16 protein-coding genes and 1 pseudogene are annotated in these 20,866 nt (G+C 37.2%); 4 read left to right on the top strand and 13 right to left on the bottom strand.

Annotation, left to right across the window (positions count from 1 at the left end):
* Nucleotides 1–124 precede the first annotated feature (124 nt).
* The 3 genes and pseudogenes from ACK4M9_RS02335 to ACK4M9_RS02325 form a co-directional block, all read right to left on the bottom strand.
* Nucleotides 125–1,069 (bottom strand): annotated as a pseudogene (locus ACK4M9_RS02335) (ArsA family ATPase).
* Between the two features lie 23 nt (nucleotides 1,070–1,092).
* Complete coding sequence (locus ACK4M9_RS02330) at nucleotides 1,093–1,353, bottom strand: cory-CC-star protein (RefSeq protein ID WP_261178107.1); 261 nt, start codon at nucleotides 1,351–1,353, stop codon at nucleotides 1,093–1,095.
* Nucleotides 1,354–1,478: 125 nt separating this feature from the next.
* Complete coding sequence (locus ACK4M9_RS02325; RefSeq protein ID WP_409847498.1) at nucleotides 1,479–3,215, bottom strand: carbon starvation CstA family protein; 1,737 nt, start codon at nucleotides 3,213–3,215, stop codon at nucleotides 1,479–1,481.
* Between the two features lie 183 nt (nucleotides 3,216–3,398).
* Here ACK4M9_RS02325 and ACK4M9_RS02320 point away from each other — a divergent pair, with 183 nt between their 5' ends.
* Entirely contained in the window at nucleotides 3,399–3,626 is a 228-nt protein-coding gene (locus ACK4M9_RS02320; protein ID WP_409847496.1) for a hypothetical protein, read from the top strand.
* Nucleotides 3,627–3,736: 110 nt separating this feature from the next.
* Here the strand turns inward: ACK4M9_RS02320 and ACK4M9_RS02315 are convergent, their stop codons facing one another.
* The 6 genes from ACK4M9_RS02315 to ACK4M9_RS02290 form a co-directional block, all read right to left on the bottom strand.
* Complete coding sequence (locus tag ACK4M9_RS02315) at nucleotides 3,737–4,330, bottom strand: YitT family protein (RefSeq protein ID WP_409847494.1); 594 nt, start codon at nucleotides 4,328–4,330, stop codon at nucleotides 3,737–3,739.
* A 43-nt stretch (nucleotides 4,331–4,373) separates the two neighbouring features.
* Entirely contained in the window at nucleotides 4,374–6,821 is a 2,448-nt protein-coding gene (gene parC / locus ACK4M9_RS02310) for a DNA topoisomerase IV subunit A (protein ID WP_409847492.1), read from the bottom strand.
* A 2-nt stretch (nucleotides 6,822–6,823) separates the two neighbouring features.
* Nucleotides 6,824–8,800, bottom strand: a complete 1,977-nt coding sequence (gene parE, locus ACK4M9_RS02305; RefSeq protein WP_409847490.1) for a DNA topoisomerase IV subunit B — start codon at nucleotides 8,798–8,800, stop codon at nucleotides 6,824–6,826.
* Nucleotides 8,801–9,077: 277 nt separating this feature from the next.
* Nucleotides 9,078–9,491 (bottom strand): CoA-binding protein, encoded by a 414-nt coding sequence (locus ACK4M9_RS02300; RefSeq protein ID WP_409847488.1) that lies wholly within the window; start codon nucleotides 9,489–9,491, stop codon nucleotides 9,078–9,080.
* A 91-nt stretch (nucleotides 9,492–9,582) separates the two neighbouring features.
* Entirely contained in the window at nucleotides 9,583–11,313 is a 1,731-nt protein-coding gene (locus tag ACK4M9_RS02295; protein WP_409847486.1) for a glycosyl hydrolase family 18 protein, read from the bottom strand.
* 213 nt (nucleotides 11,314–11,526) lie between these two features.
* A complete protein-coding gene (locus ACK4M9_RS02290; protein ID WP_409847484.1) occupies nucleotides 11,527–12,705 on the bottom strand; it encodes an acetyl-CoA C-acetyltransferase in 1,179 nt (392 codons plus the stop codon).
* A 452-nt stretch (nucleotides 12,706–13,157) separates the two neighbouring features.
* Between ACK4M9_RS02290 and ACK4M9_RS02285 the strand changes: the two genes are divergently transcribed.
* Nucleotides 13,158–14,468: a protoglobin domain-containing protein gene (locus ACK4M9_RS02285; RefSeq protein ID WP_409847481.1), complete on the top strand. Its 1,311-nt coding sequence runs from the start codon at nucleotides 13,158–13,160 to the stop codon at nucleotides 14,466–14,468.
* Nucleotides 14,469–14,696: 228 nt separating this feature from the next.
* On the top strand, nucleotides 14,697–15,374 hold the full coding sequence (locus ACK4M9_RS02280; RefSeq protein ID WP_409847479.1) for a hypothetical protein: 678 nt from the start codon (nucleotides 14,697–14,699) through the stop codon (nucleotides 15,372–15,374).
* A 48-nt stretch (nucleotides 15,375–15,422) separates the two neighbouring features.
* Here the strand turns inward: ACK4M9_RS02280 and ACK4M9_RS02275 are convergent, their stop codons facing one another.
* The 3 genes from ACK4M9_RS02275 to ACK4M9_RS02265 all read right to left on the bottom strand — a co-directional run bounded on the left by ACK4M9_RS02275 (nucleotide 15,423) and on the right by ACK4M9_RS02265 (nucleotide 19,015).
* Nucleotides 15,423–16,478 (bottom strand): CapA family protein, encoded by a 1,056-nt coding sequence (locus ACK4M9_RS02275; RefSeq protein WP_409847477.1) that lies wholly within the window; start codon nucleotides 16,476–16,478, stop codon nucleotides 15,423–15,425.
* A 355-nt stretch (nucleotides 16,479–16,833) separates the two neighbouring features.
* Nucleotides 16,834–17,352, bottom strand: coding sequence for a ribonuclease H-like YkuK family protein (locus ACK4M9_RS02270; RefSeq protein ID WP_409847475.1), 519 nt, complete (start codon nucleotides 17,350–17,352; stop codon nucleotides 16,834–16,836).
* A 145-nt stretch (nucleotides 17,353–17,497) separates the two neighbouring features.
* Nucleotides 17,498–19,015 carry a carboxypeptidase M32 gene (locus ACK4M9_RS02265; RefSeq protein ID WP_409847473.1) on the bottom strand — a complete coding sequence of 506 codons (1,518 nt, stop codon included), beginning with the start codon at nucleotides 19,013–19,015 and terminating at the stop codon, nucleotides 17,498–17,500.
* Nucleotides 19,016–19,188: 173 nt separating this feature from the next.
* Here ACK4M9_RS02265 and ACK4M9_RS02260 point away from each other — a divergent pair, with 173 nt between their 5' ends.
* A complete protein-coding gene (locus tag ACK4M9_RS02260) occupies nucleotides 19,189–19,494 on the top strand; it encodes a HesB/YadR/YfhF family protein (RefSeq protein ID WP_409847471.1) in 306 nt (101 codons plus the stop codon).
* Nucleotides 19,495–19,688: 194 nt separating this feature from the next.
* Here ACK4M9_RS02260 and moaA read toward each other — a convergent pair whose 3' ends face one another.
* Nucleotides 19,689–20,711 (bottom strand): GTP 3',8-cyclase MoaA, encoded by a 1,023-nt coding sequence (moaA, locus tag ACK4M9_RS02255; RefSeq protein ID WP_409847470.1) that lies wholly within the window; start codon nucleotides 20,709–20,711, stop codon nucleotides 19,689–19,691.
* Between the last annotated feature and the right edge of the window lie 155 nt (nucleotides 20,712–20,866).

Here is a 20,866-nt window from a genome sequence, read left to right as displayed (position 1 = left end):
TACAACTAAAATTTATCAGAAATACTAATTACTGACTCTGAATTGCACTTCCAATTGTGGTCATCCCTAGCAAAAAAGCCACCCCTTTTTGCTAGGGATGACTGCTTAACATTAGGAAACTTATTTACTTTCTAACTCCCTCACTAATTAAATCTGCAAAAACATGCAATGAATTAATACTTGCTATGTCTTCTTCGAACAAAGGAATTTCAATAATTGTCTGTTTTTTAAATGTTTTTTTTATCAACGCTAAATACTGGCTTTCAATTTGGCGTCGTTTTTATAGAAACGTTCCATAGGCACTTGTTGGCAATACTTTATTTAAAAACAGAGTCTCAATACTCAAATTGTATTTAGACAACAATTCGATCGCTTTTTCAGTTTCTAAGATTGGCAATCTCTCAGGGATAAGAACAAATGCAAAGCCCGTTTTCTCGCTATTTAGTAATACTTCGCGAACGTCAGCAAACTTTTGTCTTCGTTTTTGTAAAGTTTCATATAAAGGATCCTCCACAGGTTCGCCGTCATTTAGTAACTGACTATAGTTTGTGTTGATCTTTTTGCGACGCTCAATCATTCCATCAATCCAAACTCCCATAAGCTCTGGTAATGATAATAAACGAATTGTGTGACCCGTTGGTGCTGTATCAAAGATAATTTTATCAAAATTTGCTTCTTCCTCAAGAATTATCGAGGATATACAATCAAAAATTGCGGCTTCATCAGCACCAGGTGTAGCTGCCGCCGTATCAATTTGACGATGGACCTCATCCATTAAGCTCGTCTTGATCATCCCACGTAAATTTTCTTTAACACCTGTGATATATTTTTTCGTTTCTCGTTCTGGGTCAATTTCGTAAGCGAATAAATTGGTTGATACTTTCTTAATTTTCCCACCAACCTTCATATGAAATATATCTCCGATGTTGTGGGCTGGATCGGTTGAAACAAGTAATGTTTTCTCACCTTTTTTTGCACAAAGGAGTGAAAAAGATGCCGCTGTTGTTGACTTCCCAACTCCACCTTTGCCTCCGATAAAAATGATTTTTTTCGTAAATAAGTCTCGCATTATTTCGACATCCTTTAACTAGATTAGCAGCACCGAATCCCGTCTAAAGGTGACTTTTCAATACCCATTCGTAAATGCCAATCATGGAATTTTTCTAAAATATAAGGATAAAGCTCCAGCGTGTAATAAAATGCAGGATTAGGAATACCGAGCATGTCCGAATAAACAAGAAGTAAGAATAAATCATCTTCAGCTTGTAATTCTCGGTAAATTTCAGCCCGATGTGGGACCCGTAGCATTTCATCATAAAGTTCAAAAATTCGTTTCAATGAAAGTTTTTCCATAACTTTTCCCACCAATTTTTGAAAAACTGGTTCGTTACACAGTTTTCCATAGACTTTAATCCTAACTATCTAAAAGTGAAAATGAAGAACAAGGGATCGGATTTACGTCCAATCCCTTTTTTTCTTTAATCCTCAAGATGATCTAGTTTATTTTTACCTGTTAAAGCTGCAATAGCTTCTACGAAAATCCAGAATGTAAACACGAGAATAATTGAACCTAAGATAAATAGAAGGAGATTGGCATTTCCTCCACTATAACCTGACCAATCGAAGACGACTTGTTGAATCATCGCCCAAAGTGTCATGAATAACAGGAATAGCATCGGTATTAACGTTGGAAGGAAGTTTCGTCCCTGACGTTTTAACCAAATCGTAATTAATAGCAACGTAATCCCTGCTAATAATTGATTTGATGTACCAAATAACGGCCATAATACATACCCACCAGAACCAAATCCATTAGGACCTTCAGGCAATAGCACTAATGCAGCACTTGAAACAACAGCGATCGTTGTCGCTACATGTGTTTTTGTTAGCGCTGGAACTTTGTATTCGCTTCCAAGTTCTGCGATAATGTAACGCATTAAACGAACTGACGTATCTAAAGTCGTCGCTGCAAATGAGACAACAATAACAGCAACTATTGTTGAAGCAATATCCGCAGGAATGAAAATACCTGTTGCTAATTGCCCTGCTCCATTGATAAAGGTACCTAATCCACCGGCACTAGCTGCCGCAAAGCTTTCATATTTCGCTAAAAATTCCCCTGAAGTCGCAAAATAAGTGGAAACGGCAATAATCGCAATTAATGCTAGAAATCCTTCACCTACCGCTCCTAAATATCCGACGAAACGAGCGTCTGTCTCTTTATTTAATTGCTTTGACGATGTTCCAGATGATACTAAACCGTGGAAGCCTGAAATCGCTCCACAAGCAATCGTAATAAATAACAGTGGGAACCACGGGACATCTGAAGCACCTGTTGTCATTGGCGCTGTCAAGGATGGGTTTGAGAAAAATAATCCTAAATAAAGAATGAGTAACCCTACAACTAATTGATGGGAATTAATATAATCCCGCGGTTGCAGTAGTTTCCAAACTGGCAGTGTTGAAGCAATATAGACATATGCCATTAATATAATGATCCATACAAAGAACGACATTGCCACTCCGTTTAGACCAAAGGCTACTGTATTTTCTGCTCCTCCAAAGTAGCTCACTAAATCAATTTGTAGAGCAGGTACACGACTGGCAATCACAGCAGTAATGTACATAACTGCTAACGCAACTAAGGAAGGAATTAACATGTTTCCTTTTTTCTTATAAACTGCGTGACCTATCCAAATAGCTAGTGGAATTTGAATAAATACTGGTAGTACCGATCCTGGAAAACGGATAAATAAATTTGAAATTACCCAAGCAAATACAGCATTTACCATTAACACTAAAATTAAGATAATGAATAAGAATAATAGTTTTGCTCGCTTTCCAATTAAGCGATGTGCTAATGTTCCTACTGATTGACCTTTATTTCGCACTGATAATACTAACGCCCCAAAGTCATGGACACCTGCAGCAAATACGGTCCCTAAAATAACCCATAAAAACGCTGGTCCCCAACCCCAATATACGGCAATGGCTGGACCAACAATTGGTGCAGCGCCTGCAACAGATGTGAAGTGGTGCCCCCATAAAACAAACTTATTCGTTGGGACAAAGTCTTTGCCATCATTAAACTGATGAGCAGGTGTAACATAGTTTGGATCAAGTCGGTAAATTCGTTCTGCAATGAATTTTGAATAATAGCGATACCCGAAGAAAAATACAAGCATACCAATAAGAGCTAAAGCGATACCATTCAATTAAAACACTCCTTTCATAGTAGAATTAGTAAACTATATGGTTAGACTTGCTGTAATATTCTACTTTAATCTTTTGTTTTTTGAATATTTCGATAAAATTTAGAAGTATTTTAATAAGGTGACTAATATTTTTTAGAACTTAGTAAAAGGTAATAGAGAAACTGACTGAGGAGGTAAATTGACATGGCTGGCCAAAAAGGATACCAACCCCGAAGCACCCATCCAGATGGAAAGAAAGAAAGTATTATTAATGATAGCATTGGCAAGGAAATGGGGATAAGCGCTGACGCTAACCCACGCAATGTTGATCAAAAGTTCAACGATTTAGAGAATAGAGTACATAATACGAGTAAAGACGATATGGAAGAACTCATAGAGGAAGTCAATATCGAAAAAGATGCACTAAGATAAGCAATTCGGAAGCACCTTGTAAGCCAGGCTACTACCGACAGGGCTCTAGTACTAAAGCTAGACAAATTTTAAAAAGCATTCAGCTCTTTAAGAGAGTTGAATGCTTTTTGTTAACTTGCCTTCTGAACTTCGGGCTTTACAACTTTATTTTGATAGACAAAATCAATCACCTTCGTCGAAATCCACTGACATAGTATCGCTAATAATATAATTTTCCAATCCTTTACTAATGAAATTAATAAAAAGATCGCTGTGTTAGTGAAAAACATCGATCTTCCTGGACGTTTCCCGCGATATTTTTCGATTAATAAAGCGACGATCGCCATGCCTCCCGATGATAATCCATTTTTAAATAATATCCCTACACCACATCCAAAAATGATAGCACCAATCACTAAATCTACAAACAGGTACCCTATAGTGACATTCATAGATTCAATGGCTGTGATCGTTACCGATGTAATTGTGATCGCATAAATCGTTGCCAAAGCTTTACTTTTCCCTAGCCATTTAAGAGCAATTAACAAGAGAACGAAGTTAAATAGCCAGAGCGAAACTCCATTTGGTAACGAGAAAAAATAATTCATTAAAATGGCAACACCTGCAGCTCCACCAGAAGGGATGTCATGAGGAAACAAAAATATCGACATCGCGAATCCTTGCAAAAAAGCGCCTACGCTAATAAATATGATCGACTTCACCATGCACATCTCCCACCCAATTTCAGGAAAAACCTGAGCAGATTAGCTACTCAGGTTTTTGTTCACCATCTATTCCTTTTCGTTCTTCCCACAAATCAACGATAGAGCCATCTTTGGTCGTATCGATAATAAATGAACCATTGCTATAACGGTCACTAGGTCTAATTTGCGCCATTTCGAGTGCATCTTCAATCCCTTTATCCGTTTTCAAGTAGAAAATCGATTTATTATCTGCTTTCTTTAAAGCGATTAAGCGATGCGGATTGCTCTTTAACTCTCGTAACATAATTAAGCCACGCTTAGCTCGCGTAGTTTTATCAAACTCCGTAATATTCATTTTTTTAAAGGCACCACGCTGAGTAACCGCAAATAAATACGTTTTTTCTTCTTTTGCTAACAAGAAGCCACTAATAACTTCGTCGCCAGGCTTTAAGTTAATTCCTTTTACCCCTGCTGCCCTTTGACCAACAACACTAATCTCAGCTTCTTCGAAAAACAGCCCATAACCAAATGCCGTACCAATAAACACATCTTGGGTCCCATCTGTTAAGTGGATATCAACGACTGTGTCATCCTGTTTTAACTTTAATGCCATTAACGGTTTAGAATAACGTTGTGCTTGATATTCGGACAATGGTGTTCGTTTTGCCATTCCTTGCTTCGTAAAGAAAACGAGGAATTGCTCTTCGGAAAACTCTTTAATCGGCATTGCTTTAATAATCTCATCGCCACGCTCTAGCGGGACAATGTTGGCTACATGTTGGCCAAGATCCTTCCAGCGGATGTCAGGTAGCTGGTGAACTGGAACAAATAAGTAATTTCCTTTTGCTGAGAAAATTAATAACGTATCTGTTGTATTTGTTTCAAATTGCCCAATGACACGGTCTCCCTCTTTCATCCCTGGTGGTTCACCATTGGAAGCTGTGTAGGAACGGACGCTTGTCCTTTTTACATAGCCTTCTTTTGTAACAGTCACGAGTACATCTTCTGCTGGCACTAAAACTTCAAGATTAATCTTAAGCTCTTCAATTTCAGCTTCAATCACAGTACGACGTTCGTCATTAAATGTTTTCTTAATTGTTAACAGATCTTTTTTAATAACAGCAACAAGTTTCTTCTCACTATTTAAAATTTCCATTAAAAGGGTAATCTTCTTAGCTAACTCGTCACTTTCCTTTTGAAGAATCGTCACATCTGTATTTGTTAAACGATAAAGTTGTAACGTTACAATTGCTTCTGCTTGTGCTTCTGTAAACTGAAACTTGCTTATTAAATTATCTTTAGCGTTTCGCTTATCTTTTGAAGCACGGATTGTTTCAATCACTTCGTCTAAAATAGAGATCGCCCGAATTAATCCTTCAACAACATGCTGACGTTCCTCAGCTTTTCGAAGCTCATACGTTGAACGTCTAGTAATTACTTCTTTTTGGTGGTTAATATACGCTTGTAAAAGCTGTTTTAAACCAAGAAGCATTGGGCGCTTATTAAAGATCGCTACCATATTAAAGTTATAGGTAATTTGTAGATCTGTATTTTTATATAAATAGTTCAAGATCCCTGCAGCATCAGCATCTTTTTTCAATTCAATTATAATGCGTAATCCAGTTCGATCGGTATCATCACGAACTTCCGCAATACCATCGACTTTTTTATCAAAGCGAATTTCGTCGATTTTTTTAACGAGATTTGCTTTGACGATTTCATAAGGAATTTCGGTGATCACGATTTGTTGTTTCCCACCACGAATCGCTTCAATTTCTGCTTTACAGCGAACAACGACTTTTCCTTTACCAGTTTCATAGGCGCTTCGGATCCCCTGGGCCCCTTGAATAATGCCTCCTGTTGGAAAATCAGGTCCTTTAATGACTTGCATTAATTCATCAAGGGTCACATTTGGATTTTCCATTTGCATAATCGCTGCGTCAATCACTTCACCTAATTGATGAGGCGGAATGTCGGTAGCATATCCTGCTGAAATTCCAGTCGAACCATTAACAAGTAAGTTCGGATACATCGCTGGTAACACAACTGGCTCTGTTTCCGAATCATCAAAGTTCGGTATAAAGTCAACCGTTTCTTTTTCAATATCACGAAGCATCTCTTGGGCAATTGCCGATAGACGTGCTTCAGTATAACGCATCGCTGCTGGTGGATCACCGTCAATCGACCCATTGTTTCCGTGCATTTGAATAAGTCCGTAACGAACTTTCCAATCTTGACTCATTCGAACCATAGCCTCGTAAACAGATGTATCACCATGAGGATGATAGTTACCAATTACGTTACCGACTGTTTTCGCTGATTTACGGAACGCTTTATCTGCCGTATTTCCTTCTTTATGCATCGCATATAAAATTCTGCGCTGAACGGGCTTCAATCCATCACGAGCATCCGGTAAGGCACGTTCTTGTATAATGTATTTACTATAGCGACCAAATCGATCCCCAATTACATCTTCTAAGGGAAGGTCTAAATATTTATCGGCAAACAACAAACTTATTCCTCCTCAATTAAGGTCAAATTTTCATTTTCTAAGATGTTCGTTTCCTCGTCTAATCCAAAGGCGACGTTTGTTTCAATCCACTTACGACGTGGTTCAACTTTGTCACCCATTAATGTCGAGACACGACGCTCGGCACGAGCTACATCTTCTATCTTAACTCGAATAAGTGTTCTTGTTTCAGGATCCATTGTCGTTTCCCAAAGCTGCACCGCATCCATTTCCCCAAGTCCTTTATAACGTTGGATCGTGTAGCCCTTACCAACTTTCTTCATAGCGTCTTTTAAACCATTTTCATCCCAAGCATATTCTATTACCTCTTTTTTCCCTGTTCCTTTGCTTACTTTATACAAAGGTGGAAGCGCAATATACACTTTTCCTGCTTCAATAAGCGGCCTCATATAGCGATAGAAAAATGTTAGTAATAATACTTGAATATGGGCTCCATCAGTATCAGCATCCGTCATAATGATGACTTTGTCATAATTAATGTCCTCTACATTAAAGTCAGCACCAACATCTGCGCCAATCGCATAAATGATCGTTCTAATCTCTTCATTTTTCATAATATCTGCAAGCTTTGCTTTTTCGGTATTAATTACTTTACCTCGAAGCGGTAACACTGCCTGAAATTTACGGTCGCGTCCTTGCTTAGCTGAACCACCTGCAGAGTCGCCCTCTACAAGATAAAGTTCATTGCGGCTCGGATTTTTGGACTGGGCTGGTGTAAGTTTGCCACTTAAAAGCGCATCTTTACGCTTTGATTTTTTTCCACTACGTGCATCTTCACGAGCTTTTCTAGCAGCTTCACGAGCTTGTGAAGCTTTAATTGCTTTTTTTACTAATAACGTGCTAATGTCAGGGTTTTCTTCTAAGAAAAAAGACAGTTGTTCGCTGACAACAGCATCTACAGCAGAGCGCGCTTCCGCAGTTCCAAGTTTACCTTTCGTTTGACCTTCAAACTGCAACTTTTCTTCCGGGACACGAACAGATACAATCGCTGTAAAACCTTCACGAATATCTGAGCCATCAAGATTTTTTTCTTTTTCCTTTAACAATGCCATTTTACGAGCATATTCATTAAAAATTCGCGTCATTGCTGTTTTAGCGCCTAATTCATGTGTCCCACCATCTTTTGTGCGGACGTTATTTACGAATGAAAGAACGTTCTCTGTGTAGGCATCATTAAATTGGAATGAAAACTCAACTTCAATCCCTTGATTTTTCCCTTGGAAGAAGGCAACAGGATGTAATGTTTCTTTATCCTCGTTTAAATACTCAACAAATGCTTCAATACCATTTTCATAGTGAAACACTTCTTGCTGATCTTCTTTTCCGGCCCTTGTATCTTTTAACGTTATTTTTAAGCCCTTTAAAAGAAAGGCTGCTTCTCTTAGGCGTTCAGTTAACGTTTCAAAATTATAGGTTGTCGTACTAAAAATTGTTTTATCAGGTTTAAAATGGATCGTTGTTCCCGTTTTCTTTGTTGTCCCTACTTTTTCTAGAGTCGAAACAGGCTTTCCACCTTGTTCAAAACGCTGTTTAAAAATAAAGCCATCTCGATTAATCGTTACTTCAAGCCACTCTGATAGTGCATTTACTACAGATGCACCTACACCGTGAAGTCCTCCACTCGTAGAGTATCCACCTTGTCCAAATTTACCACCTGCATGAAGAACTGTTAAAATTACTTCAGGAGTTGGTTTCCCCATTTTGTGCATTCCTGTAGGCATTCCGCGCCCATCATCCTGCACACTAATACTATTATCTTTATGAATAGTTACTTTAATTTCATTTCCGAAGCCAGCTAACGCCTCATCTACAGAATTATCTACAATTTCATATACGAGATGATGTAAACCTCTTGAGTCAGTACTACCAATATACATCCCCGGGCGTTTCCTTACTGCTTCAAGTCCTTCTAATACTTGAATGGCATCATCGTTATAGTCGAATTTCGCTTTTGTCGCCAAATAGATAGACTCCCTTCCTAAACTTACTCTAATTACAACGTTTTCATATAATAACAGTTTCTACTAAATATAAATATAATACGAACAATTGTTTCTATCAATATAAAAAATATAATTGCTATTCGCTCGACACTGTCCTTATTTACAATACTGCTTAAATCCTTATTTTTCAAGCTTGTTTTCCAATTAAAAAGAAAAATCCTCTTAATTACTTAAAAAAAGTAAGAGGATTTTCCTATTTTTATATAACTTTAGCCTTTTATAAACATACCTAGAACTACTTAGTTAACGCGTGCTCAACTTTAATGCAACGATCCATAATCACCGTCATGCCGTGTTCTTTTAAATAATGATAAGCTTCTTCATTTTCAACACCTAATTGAGCCCAAAAAACATTTGCACCAATTTCTACAGCTTCCTTTGCAATTTCAGGAAGAAATTCACTTCTTCTAAAGACGTTAACGATATCCACCTGTCCTTCAATATCCTTTAGTGAAGCCACCGCTTTTACACCAAGAACCTCATCAACGACAGGGTTTACCGGAATGATTTCAAAGCCCGCATTTAGCATAGCTTCGGACACCATGTATGAAGTTCGTTCCGGGTTATTCGATAACCCCACAACAGCAATGCGTTTATTGTTTGCTAATATTTCTTTAATTTCACTTCGATCAGGATTTTTAATTGTCAATGCACTCGCCCCTTATTACTAGAATAAACAACAATTTCCATTGATTTCATTTTACCTATTTGTTGGATAAAAATAAAGCAATCAAATGTTTTTACTCAACTTCTCGACTTAGCACTGAATTTAAGGCATCCCAGCTTTCATCATTGGCAAAGAAGCGATTCCATGAAGCAACTCCAGCGAGGTTATAGTCATGAACCATTTCCCCTCTTCTCGCGATCGAATCAGCGTTTTCAATCCAAATTTTAAACGTTGCTTTTTCTTCTTCGTCATAAAACTCAACATAATCTTGCCCGCTCGCATCATCAAATTCAGGTGTCAAATCCCGTTCCTCTATCCAATCTTCGACAGCACGCATACTTAACGCTTTTGAAGAAACTTCGATGTTTCCACCTTCCGTTTCTTGTTCTTTCCAAATTCTTGTATACGTTGGTATTCCAAGAATTAGTCGTTCACTAGGAATGATCTCTAACAGCTTCGTTAAATTCTTTTCAACCCATGGGAAAGAGGCGACACTACCAGCCAATGGTGATGAACCCCAATGTTCGTCATAAGCCATAACAACCATGTAATCAACGATGTCTGCTAATGCTTTCCGATCATAAAACATCGACCACATTTCACTAGTAGAAATGAATGTAATATCCATCGAAATAATTAATCCCGCTTGATGAGCTAGGGCGGTCAACTCACGAACAAATTGGGTGACCAAATCCTTATCTTTTAAATATACATTTTCAAAATCAACATTAATCCCATCTAAGTCATACATCTCACTATATTGTAGTAGTTGTCGGATCATTTTTTGCCTTGTTTCATAGTTTTGCAAAGCGATATGTGTTCTTTCTGGATCAAAGTCATTGGAGAATAGCCCCCAAATATGATAGCCTCGGTCTTTTGCCCAATGCACATAGGTCATTGAAGCAAGGCTATGGATGTCACCATCTTCGTTTTTTAGCTTGAACCACGTTGGAGAAACTACATTAATCCCTGGAAGCGCCGGTAAAGTTGCGACATCAGGATTTTTTGAATATACCGCTTCCCACGTTAAATTTATTGGTCCTTCTGGATATTCTAATTGACGAAAGGTTTTGTCACGATAAATTACAATTTCTTCTATCCCGATATTTTCAATTAAGTTTTTTTTCATAAAGCCCGAGATCCCTTTTTCATTACGAACAAAATAAAATCGTTCTTCTTCAAATTCTATATATAGTTTTTCTCCAGGCGAAACTGCAGCGTAGTAATCTGAAAAGTACGAATTCGTTGTTTTGATACGAAGATCTTTTTGCTTTGCTGCCTCTATGACAAAGCCGATTTGTTGCTCTTCTCCATCTTTTCGTATAACAACACTACCTGTTTCTTCAAAAAATCTATATCCAATTGGATAAACATTTTCTAATTGCTCAATTTCAACATAAAGCTCTTGATTTTCGCTTATAAATGTTTCTACTTCAATTTCAAACGGTTGTTCATTCACAAATTTCTCTAATTTTTGTTTTGGAAATCGGAGAATATTTTCATTAGAAATAATAATGACTGATTGAGTTTGTTCATCATACGTAATACCCTCATCTAAATGAGCTGAGATAAATTGAAACGGTAAGTACAATTGATCATTTTGAATAATTGCACCCTTTTCATAAACGTCTCCTTGAAAAACGATCGGATATTCTATATGAAAATATGAAACTTGTTTTTGTTGTTCAGAAAAATAATAGTATATACCTCCAATTGCAAACAATGCTACAAACTTAAATACTACAACAAAGAAAAAAAGCGAGATCTTCCTTTTTTTGTTTTTTTCTTTAGATGAATTCGACATGTTTTCGCCTCCCTTCTACATCATACGGGAAAGGTTGAGTATTTAAAAGTCAGATTCCGTAATTGTAATCTTTTAGTAAAAAAACAAGTAATTAAGTACGGTACGTGAAATAAATGATCCCCAGTTAGTTCTGACTAGCCATATGTTCTTAAAACGAAAAAAAGAGCAGTCAAATCGACCACTCACCCACAGTATAAAGTAAACGCTTACTTTTTATCGTTCAACTATTAACGCTGTTCCTTGGCCACCACCAATACAAAGTGTGGCAAGACCTGTTTTTGCGTTCCGGCGTTCCATTTCATATAAAAGTGTCACCAAAATTCTTGCCCCAGATGCTCCAATTGGATGACCTAAAGCAATTGCACCACCATTGACATTAACCTTCTCCTCGTCAAGCTCAAGATCTTTTGCAACAGCTAGCGCTTGCGCGGCAAAAGCTTCGTTTGCTTCAATTAGATCAATGTCGGCGATTGTTAAACTTGCTTTTTGGAGCGCTTGTTTTGTCGCTGGAACTGGACCATAGCCCATAATGCTTGGGTCAAGAGCAGCATTTCCATAAGCTTTAATTGTTGCAAGCCACCTTAAACCGAGTTCCTCTGCCTTTTCCTTTGCCATTAAGACAAGCATTGCTGCCCCATCATTAATTCCAGATGCATTCCCTGCTGTAACTGTGCCTTCTTTTTTAAAGGCAGGTCTTAACTTCGCTAATTTATCGATCGTTAAACCACTTTTTGGATACTCATCTTTTTTTACAACAAGGGCATCACCTTTACGTTGTGGAACCGAAACAGGAACAATTTCAGCATCAAATCTACCTTCATTTTGTGCCTTTTCTGCTTTCAGTTGACTGTTTAGTGCAAATTCATCTTGAGCTTCCCTTGATATCTCCCACTTCTCTGCAATATTTTCTGCAGTAATTCCCATGTGGTAGTTGTTAAAAGCATCAGTTAAGCCATCATGAACCATTGTATCCACTACTTGGTTATCACCCATGCGCAGGCCAAAGCGAGCATTGTTTAATATGTACGGTGCATTGCTCATACTTTCAATTCCACCCGCTAAAATAACATCCGCATCACCAAGCATAATAAATTGCGCACCCATACTAACTGTGCGTAAACCAGAACCACAAAGCTTATTAATCGTTGTTGCTGTAGTTGTCGCTGGAATTCCAGCACCAATAGCAACTTGTCTTGCCGGATTTTGCCCTAATCCTGTTGATAGAATATTCCCAATCAAAACGTCATCAACGAGCTTGGGACTAACCCCTGCTCTGTTTATAGCTTCTTTAGCTGCAATTACCCCGAGATCTACTGCAGATAATGAAGATAATGCCCCACCAAAACTACCTATCGGTGTTCTAGCAGCTCCTACAATCACTACATCCCTCATTACTTACGCCCCCTTAACAAAATTTCGCATGAAACTTAACTCGACTTTCAATCTCGTAAGTCTCGTTTAATTCCTTATTGAAGCATCAATATAAAATATATACAATTATTATAATTTTAGCACAATTCCATCAAGTGGACTAATAATCTACCTGAAATTTCCGAATTTAAACCGTTTACCATTATCCGGTAAATAACTAGAAAACATAATTGGAAAAATAACGTGAAAACTCGGTTCGAGAACTATTAATTTACTGGTGCTGATAGAATTATTACAATCACCAAAGCTTAATAATTGATTTAATAGGCGTGTTAGAAGTAAGATAAAGATCATCGTAAATATTGTCGATTCATGTAAAAAAATGTTGCACAAACGTTTTTCTGTAGTAAGATAAACCTATAAGTGTATTGACGCAATAGCGGTATTATTCAATCTATTTCTTGGAGGTCAAAATGTTTTTATTTAAATCAAAAAAACAAACCCAATCTATCTTTAATCAAGACCTTAATTATATTGATGCTGAAATTCACCGGTCTTTATCACCGGATATTCACTTACAGTTAAATATGATCGATTTAACTGTGAAGGATTTAAAAATCCTAAAACTTATTCAACCTCATATTCAAGAAAATGTTGATCGAATGACAACTGGCTTCTATGATCGAGTAACAAAAGTACCCCATTTGACTGCCATCATTAACAATAGTAGTAGTGTCGAACGCTTGCAAAAAACATTACGGACTCATTTAATGGAAATGTTTGACGGTGTCATTAATGAAGAATTTATTAGTAAAAGAGATCGGATTGCCCACGTTCATGTCAGAATTGGGTTAGAACCTAAATGGTATATGGCTGCTTTTAACGTGTTATTCGAAGTTTCGCAAAATATCATTATCGAAAACTATGAAAACATCGATGATAGAATGCTCGCAATAAATGCTGTGACGAAAATTTTAAACTTCGAACAACAGCTAGTGTTAACTGCTTACGAAGCACGCGAGAAACAATTGCGCGAAGAAGCAGACAAAAACGCAAAAATAGCTTTAGCTACTAGTGTCGGAGAAAGTTCAGAACGGTTGGCTTCTACTGCCCAAGAAACTCATGCGAGTACTGCTGAAATGTCTAATCAGTCGAGAATAATTAAAGAAGCCTCTTCAACAGGCAAGGAACTATCAGCAGAAGTACAAGAAAAGTCACAGCATGGCACGGAAAAAATGAACCAATTAAGCAATCAAATTGAAGAAATTAAAGACCGTGTCGAGGCAATTGTTGAAAATGCGGAAACTTTAGATAGCAATGCCAAAGAAATTCAAGGCATTGTCAGAATTATTCTAGATATCGCTGAACAAACGAACCTGTTAGCGCTAAATGCGGCAATTGAAGCGGCAAGAGCTGGTGAGGCTGGAAAAGGGTTTTCAGTCGTGGCTGAAGAAGTTCGAAAGCTTGCTGATCAAACGAAAAGCTCATCAGCAAAAGTTGCACAAATTAGTGGAAGAACAAATGAACAAATTCAAACCATTGAAGCGTCAATTCAAACGATCAACGAAATTGTTAAAGACAGTGTGAAAACGACAGAAACTGTCCACGAAATATTAAATAAAATCTTAGCTCAAGCTAAAGAAAGTAATTCACAAAACAACCTGATTGAGATCGAGATCTCTAGTTTAGTCAACATGCTTTCAGATATCTCCTTAGCAAGTGAAGAAGTTGCAAGTACCGCAACTACGCTTTCTGAAACAATTTCAGATTATACTGGAGTATAAATGCTTTACAGCAATAACTATATGTAAACTTATAAAAAAAGCTTGAAGACAAGTAGATTGTTTTCAAGCTTTTTTCTTACTCTTAAATCACATATACTTCGTATGGAATAACTTACCTTTACTTTTTAGAATTGGGAAATTTGTCTTTAGGTATGATAAGAGTAAAGGCAGCCATATCCCCTCAAATTTATGCCGTGTTCGTTCTGTTTTATTTAGGAGGATTAACTAATGAGAAGTATATCGCCCGGTTCTATAATATCTTATAATCAGTATGGGCATCTTAAAATTCCGAAAGAAGTTAAATGCAAATGTCCAACATGTGGTAAAAATGCACGCTTCACATTGAAAACTGATTCCCATGCCAATAAAATTGGTTTATTTTCAAAAGGGAATTGCTCAGAATGCAAAGCTATGACTTCATTTGTGATCATGCTTCCTGACACACTTGAACAAACGATTGACGAAGTTAAGGTTTATGTATATGACAAAAAAACTCCGTTTTCTCAAATAGAAAACGTTGATAAAATACCCAATGATTTAGTCCGCGTCTATCGTTCTGCCGTCAATGTCCAACAATTGAAGGATCATTCCGCAACTGCAGTCCTATCAAAACGTGTATTAGAAAGTGTCGTCAAAAGTTTTCTAGGGGACAAAATGATTGGACAACCGCTAGCTGCACAAATAGAAAGTTTGCCAAAAAGTTTAGACTTAGCGAGGCCAATCGTCTCACTTAGTCAACTCTTCCACCCTGATAACCAATTCCAAAGAATTTTAGATCTTGAACGCGACCTCGATGAGGACATGTCTCGGTTAATGATTGAATTATTAGAAGGTTTAATTGAGTATTTATATATTCTACCTTCAAAAATCGAAATGACCCATGATCGAATCCAACAAAAATTTTAACACGTTTACGATAAAAGAGGTAAAATTTAATGTTTACCTCTACCTTCTTTACTCAAAATCAAACTTTAATTCAGGCATCCATTGTGAAATATGTTTTTTTGTTTTTTCTAGATGCCCTTGTGCATCTGGTAAAATGCTAACATCATCGATTTGATGAAGCGGATAAAGCTTGTATTTTCGCCAATTATTCTTATACGTAAAAACAGGTAAAAATCGCGGATCACGTAACTCAATAGCAACATCCTCCCCTATGACCGTTTTAATGACCTCTAGCTGAGCAATGCCACCAATTTCTCTTTCAATTCCTTCTTGTCCAGATAGAAAATTCCCTAACGAATAAGCAACATACGTTCGCCTCCCATTTTCTTGCTCAATCCATTCAAGCGGTTGGAGAACATGAGGATGATGCCCGAAAATGATATCTGCGCCTGTACTTGCAAATTCAGTTACAAGCATTTTTTGTAGTTCATTAGGTAACGGTTCATATTCGTTACCAAAATGGAGGCTTAGCACTACTACATCTGAAACTTTTTTCGCCCTAATAATTTCATCATTTATCCGATCGACATCAATTAAATTAATCAAATAGTCTTTGCCACTTGGGACCGGAATGCCATTCGTTCCATAAGAGTATGCCAAAAAAGCAAATGAAATTCCGTTTTTTTCCAAAACGCGAATTTGAGCACGGTCTTCCTCTGATTTGTAGGCTCCAGTGTACAGTAAATGATTTGCATCATAATACTCGATTGCGTTTAAAATTCCTTTCTCACCAGCATCTAACGTATGGTTATTGGCGATGCTCACGACATGAAAACCTGCATCAATTAATGCGTCGCCAACCTCGATTGGACTGTTAAACATTGGATAGCCAGATAACCCCAATTCAATGCCACCTAGCATCGTTTCTTGGTTTGCAAATGCCACATCTGCCTGTTGGATGTAAGGCTTAACTAATTCAAACATCGGTGTAAAATCATATGTTCCATCCGCATTTTTCGCATCTTTATGTAATGAATCATGAATTAAAATATCACCAACTCCGACAATCGTTGCCTGAAAAATTTCTGGGACCGGTTCGACAATAATTTCCACTTCTTCTACCACTTTCTCCTCATTGCTTTCTTCTTCAACTAATGTTAAATTCTTCTTGTTTGCTAAATTGGTTCATCAAAACAACACCAATGACAAAAGAAATACTAACAACTAAAAATGTAGTGACAATAATAAACCTCTTCATAATCTATCCCCTTTAATTTTAATAGATGGCGAGTAAAAAATTGCTTAAACCGTTAAAAATACTTTTGTACGTTAGTCTTTTAATTGATACCAATATACCATAATTTTGACACGATTTGACAAAAAATAAACAGGTTTAAATAAGCATATTATCAAATATATTTCACCGTGTTATGAAGCTTTAACCAGTTTTTATTATTATGGAGATTGATTGGTGAATGGGTTATTTGGTAAATTTGTTTGCATAGGAGGAGGCTGCGTATGAATTTGGTTTAATTTGCGGCTTGAGACCAATTGCCAAAATTCTTTCCGCCATTTCGTCAATTAGATACTTTGTCTTCCCTTTCTTACCGATATCTAGATGAACTTCAAAAGCGAGATCAGCACCACTATCAACATGAGGAATTAATATTTCAATCATTTTCGAAATATGCTCTTCGGTGAACTTAGCTGCCACCTCTTGACTATACATGGTCTCTAGGGAAATTTTCTCTTTTAGTGAAGTAATTCTTCTTGGAACTAGTTCCTTTTTTAAACATCCCCAGGCGCCTTTCCCGACACGGTGAAGATGAATTGAAGAAATAAACTTCGTTCCAGTCGGATGGACTTGCGAATCAGTTCCAATCGCCAAGCGATATAAATTTGTCGGCTCTCTTTCAATAAACTCGACTAAATGATCAAAAACATTCTCAAATGTCATTTGGTCAGCTGTCGTATTATAAAACAATAAGTCGTTATTCATAATCTACTCCTTTAACATGAGTTTTTTTGAACACTACTTAAAAATTATTTTATTCTTACTATAGCTTATCAAGAATGGCGAAAATTGTGACAACGATTTAAACCAAAAGAAAAAGGAAGCAACAATAGTCACTTCCTTCGCGGTCTTATAACTCATATACTGCTTTGTACTTTTTCTCTAAATACTCAACTAAATAGCTAGGGTTTAAGCCTTCGCCAGTAATATCTTGAATAATTTCTAATGGCTTTTTCATTTTTCCGTACTGATGAACATTCTTTGTCAGCCATTCTTTAATTGGAGTAAAGTCCCCAGCTTCTAATAGCTCATCATAGTTAGGAATATCTTCATTCATTTTGTTTTTAAGCTGTGAAGCGTAAATGTAACCTAAAGCATACGACGGAAAATATCCTAGTGCCCCACCAGACCAATGGACATCTTGAAGAACTCCTTCGCCATCATGAGTAGGACGAACACCTAAATATTCTTCCATTTTATCATTCCAGATTTGCGGTAAATCTTTTACTTCGATATCGCCGTTAATGAGCGCTTTCTCGATTTCATAACGTAAAATAATATGTAGTGAATACGTCATCTCATCTGCTTCGATGCGAATTAACGAAGGACCGGCAACATTGATTGCTTTGTAAAACTGTTCTAAAGATACATCATCAAATTGCCCATCCGAATATTCTCTTAATAGGCTATAATTCTTTTTCCAGAATGAAAAGTTGCGGCCAACAAAGTTCTCACAAAATAGCGATTGCGACTCGTGGATCCCCATTGAAGTACCATCACATAGAGGGGTACCAATTAGTTCTTCTGCAATATTTTGCTCATAAAGGGCATGACCACACTCATGAATGGTTCCAAAAATAGCCGTTCGAAAGTCTTTCTCATCGTATTTCGTTGTAATCCGAACATCATTTCGGTTAATCGTTGCTGCAAAAGGATGAACAGTCGTATCTAAACGGCCTGCTTGAAAATCGTATTGCAACTGCTTTAAAATATCAACCGAAAAGTCTTTTTGCTTTTCTTTTGAAAAATACGTAAATAGAAAATCTGTTTTAGGCTGTGCAGGTGATTCAGTGACTGCCTTCACAAGAGGTACTAGCTTTTCTCGAAGTTCACCAAAAACACGGTCAAGGACATCTACAGTCACACCAGGCTCATAATCATCTAATAGCGCATTATATGGGTGACCTTCGTACCCAATACGTTCTACATATTTGCGTAAGTAAGCGACAATTTTCTCTAAGTACGGCGCAAAATTTGCAAAGTCGGCTTTTTCTTTTGCTTCTTCCCATGCAGATTCTGCTTTAGATGTTAAGATAACAAATTCCTTGTATTCATCCGCGGGAATTTTTTTATTTTTGTCATATTCCTTTTTGCTTACTTCGACCATTTTTCTTGTGATCTCAGACAGCTCATCTTGCACTTCGGGTGCTGATAAGGCTTGTAAATATCCTCCCATTTCTTCAGATACACTCATATTAAACACTTCTGAGGATAGTGTTCCAATCGTTTCTGAACGCTGCTCAACACCTTTTTTCGGTGCGCCTGTACGTAAATCCCAAAACATCAGGGAAATCGCTTCACCATAGCTAGACATCTTTTTGACTAAGTTTATAAACGATTGCTCTATATCTTTAATGTTCGTGTCCATAAATAACACTCCTTTCTTTTCCCAAACATACTTATTCTCCTCCAAACACCTTCATTCCTTCCTAACGTTACTATTTTTTACAACTATACATTATTTCATGAACCCGTATTGTTTTGAAAAAGACAGTTAATGTGATATAAATTTACTATTAAGAAATAAAGGAGTATGACACCATGAAACTTTCAATTAGTGAAAAAGCAGTAGATTTATATAAAACTGAAATGGGTTTACAAGCAGGAGACTCATTACGATTATATGTACGCGTCGGTGGTTGTGGCTCAGGAGGATTTTCTGTTGGGGTGACGAAAGATCAACCATCATCTACTTCCTATGTTACAAAGGTGAATGATATCAATTTTTTTGTTGTAGAAGAAGATTTTTGGTATTTGAACGGGATGACAATTGATTTTGATGAAGACCTCAACTACCTTACCTTTAAAAACCCGAATATCCAAGATACCGAGAACCCCAATTCATAATAAGAAAAGCGCAGAGCGCCCGCTGTGCTTCGACAAGCATTTATTATCTTTTTAAAAACATGAGGTTTTCCATATGTCATGTCAGTCACTTCATCTACTTTATAAAATGCTTAAAAACATACATTTAAAGTAGTCTGTCGAAGTGAGCTGACACATATGGAACAGCCTCATGCTTTAAAAATCATGCAATTGATTTAACCGCCAATATGGGACATCTCTATTTTCCGTATTTGCTTTTTATCGGTATTGTTTAAGCGTTCCTCTGAGTAGCGATCATGTCTACCACCCCAAATTTCAGCCATACGTTCGATTACTTCCTCATCACTAGCTCCCGAGCGCATAAGGTCTCTTAAATCATGGCCAACTGATGCAAACAAACAAGTAACTAACTTTCCATCAGCACTTAGTCTTGCTCTTGAACAACTCGAACAGAAAGCATCAGTTACTGAAGAGATAATTCCAATTTCGTTATCGTTATCTTTAAAACGGAACCTTGTGGCAACTTCACCCTCATAGTTAGGCTTAATTGGCTCAATTGGTATTTCTTTATTAATACGATCAAAGATTTCCTTTTTTGAAACCACTTGTTCGAGATTCCAGCCATTTGAGTTTCCTACATCCATAAACTCAATAAAGCGAAGAATAATGCCAGTATCCTTAAAATGGCGCACCATCGGTAAGATATCTTCTTCATTCAAGCCACGTTGGACAACCATATTCAACTTAACACCAAGACCAGCTGCCTCGGCTGCTTCAATCCCAGCAAAAACTTGAGCAACGCCAATATTACGTCCGTTAATTTTCCGAAAACGCTCATCGTCTAAGCTATCTAAACTAATCGTCACTCGGTGTAAGCCAGCTGCTTTAAGCTCTTTAGCCTGCTTGGCCAAAAGTGAACCATTTGTGGTCATTGCTATATCTTTAATCCCTTTTATTTTTGACAACATTCCAACTAACTGAGTGAGATCTTTACGGACTAATGGTTCCCCGCCAGTAATTCGTAATTTCTCTATTCCAGCAGCTTCAACAAATAAAGTTGCTAGCCGTGTAATTTCTTCGAAAGATAAAACATCGTTTTTCGGTAAAAACATAAATTCTTTATCAAAAATTTCCGCAGGCATACAATAGCTGCACCGAAAATTACAACGATCTGTAACCGATATTCTTAAGTCACGAAGTGGGCGTCCTAATTTGTCATGTAAACGCTTTTTTTCCATTTCTTATTCCCCCTATTCCTTCATAAAGTTTTATATTTAGAAGGCTGGCCACATACAAAAGTGCTACATGTCTAATTGAAAGAAATGCCACTACTCTTTTACTAGAGAGTAGTAGCATAATAATGTATAGCTTATATTATAGCATAGGATGGCAT

This window comes from Anaerobacillus sp. (assembly GCF_046314235.1).
Classification (GTDB): domain Bacteria; phylum Bacillota; class Bacilli; order Bacillales; family Anaerobacillaceae; genus Anaerobacillus.
Note: the sequence above shows the minus strand (reverse complement) of the source record. Positions and strands in the feature narration are given on the sequence as shown.

Bases quoted from the DNA above. Each gene is read 5' to 3' on its own strand.
- ACK4M9_RS02270 (WP_409847475.1), bottom strand. From the start codon at position 17,352: ATGAATAACGACTTATTGTTTTATAATACGACAGCTGACCAAATGACA.
- ACK4M9_RS02285 (WP_409847481.1), top strand. From the start codon at position 13,158: ATGTTTTTATTTAAATCAAAAAAACAAACCCAATCTATCTTTAATCAA.
- ACK4M9_RS02330 (WP_261178107.1), bottom strand. From the start codon at position 1,353: ATGGAAAAACTTTCATTGAAACGAATTTTTGAACTTTATGATGAAATG.
- ACK4M9_RS02265 (WP_409847473.1), bottom strand. From the start codon at position 19,015: ATGGACACGAACATTAAAGATATAGAGCAATCGTTTATAAACTTAGTC.
- moaA (WP_409847470.1), bottom strand. From the start codon at position 20,711: ATGGAAAAAAAGCGTTTACATGACAAATTAGGACGCCCACTTCGTGAC.
- ACK4M9_RS02295 (WP_409847486.1), bottom strand. From the start codon at position 11,313: ATGTCGAATTCATCTAAAGAAAAAAACAAAAAAAGGAAGATCTCGCTT.
- ACK4M9_RS02315 (WP_409847494.1), bottom strand. From the start codon at position 4,330: ATGGTGAAGTCGATCATATTTATTAGCGTAGGCGCTTTTTTGCAAGGA.
- ACK4M9_RS02290 (WP_409847484.1), bottom strand. From the start codon at position 12,705: ATGAGGGATGTAGTGATTGTAGGAGCTGCTAGAACACCGATAGGTAGT.
- ACK4M9_RS02280 (WP_409847479.1), top strand. From the start codon at position 14,697: ATGAGAAGTATATCGCCCGGTTCTATAATATCTTATAATCAGTATGGG.
- ACK4M9_RS02260 (WP_409847471.1), top strand. From the start codon at position 19,189: ATGAAACTTTCAATTAGTGAAAAAGCAGTAGATTTATATAAAACTGAA.
- ACK4M9_RS02320 (WP_409847496.1), top strand. From the start codon at position 3,399: ATGGCTGGCCAAAAAGGATACCAACCCCGAAGCACCCATCCAGATGGA.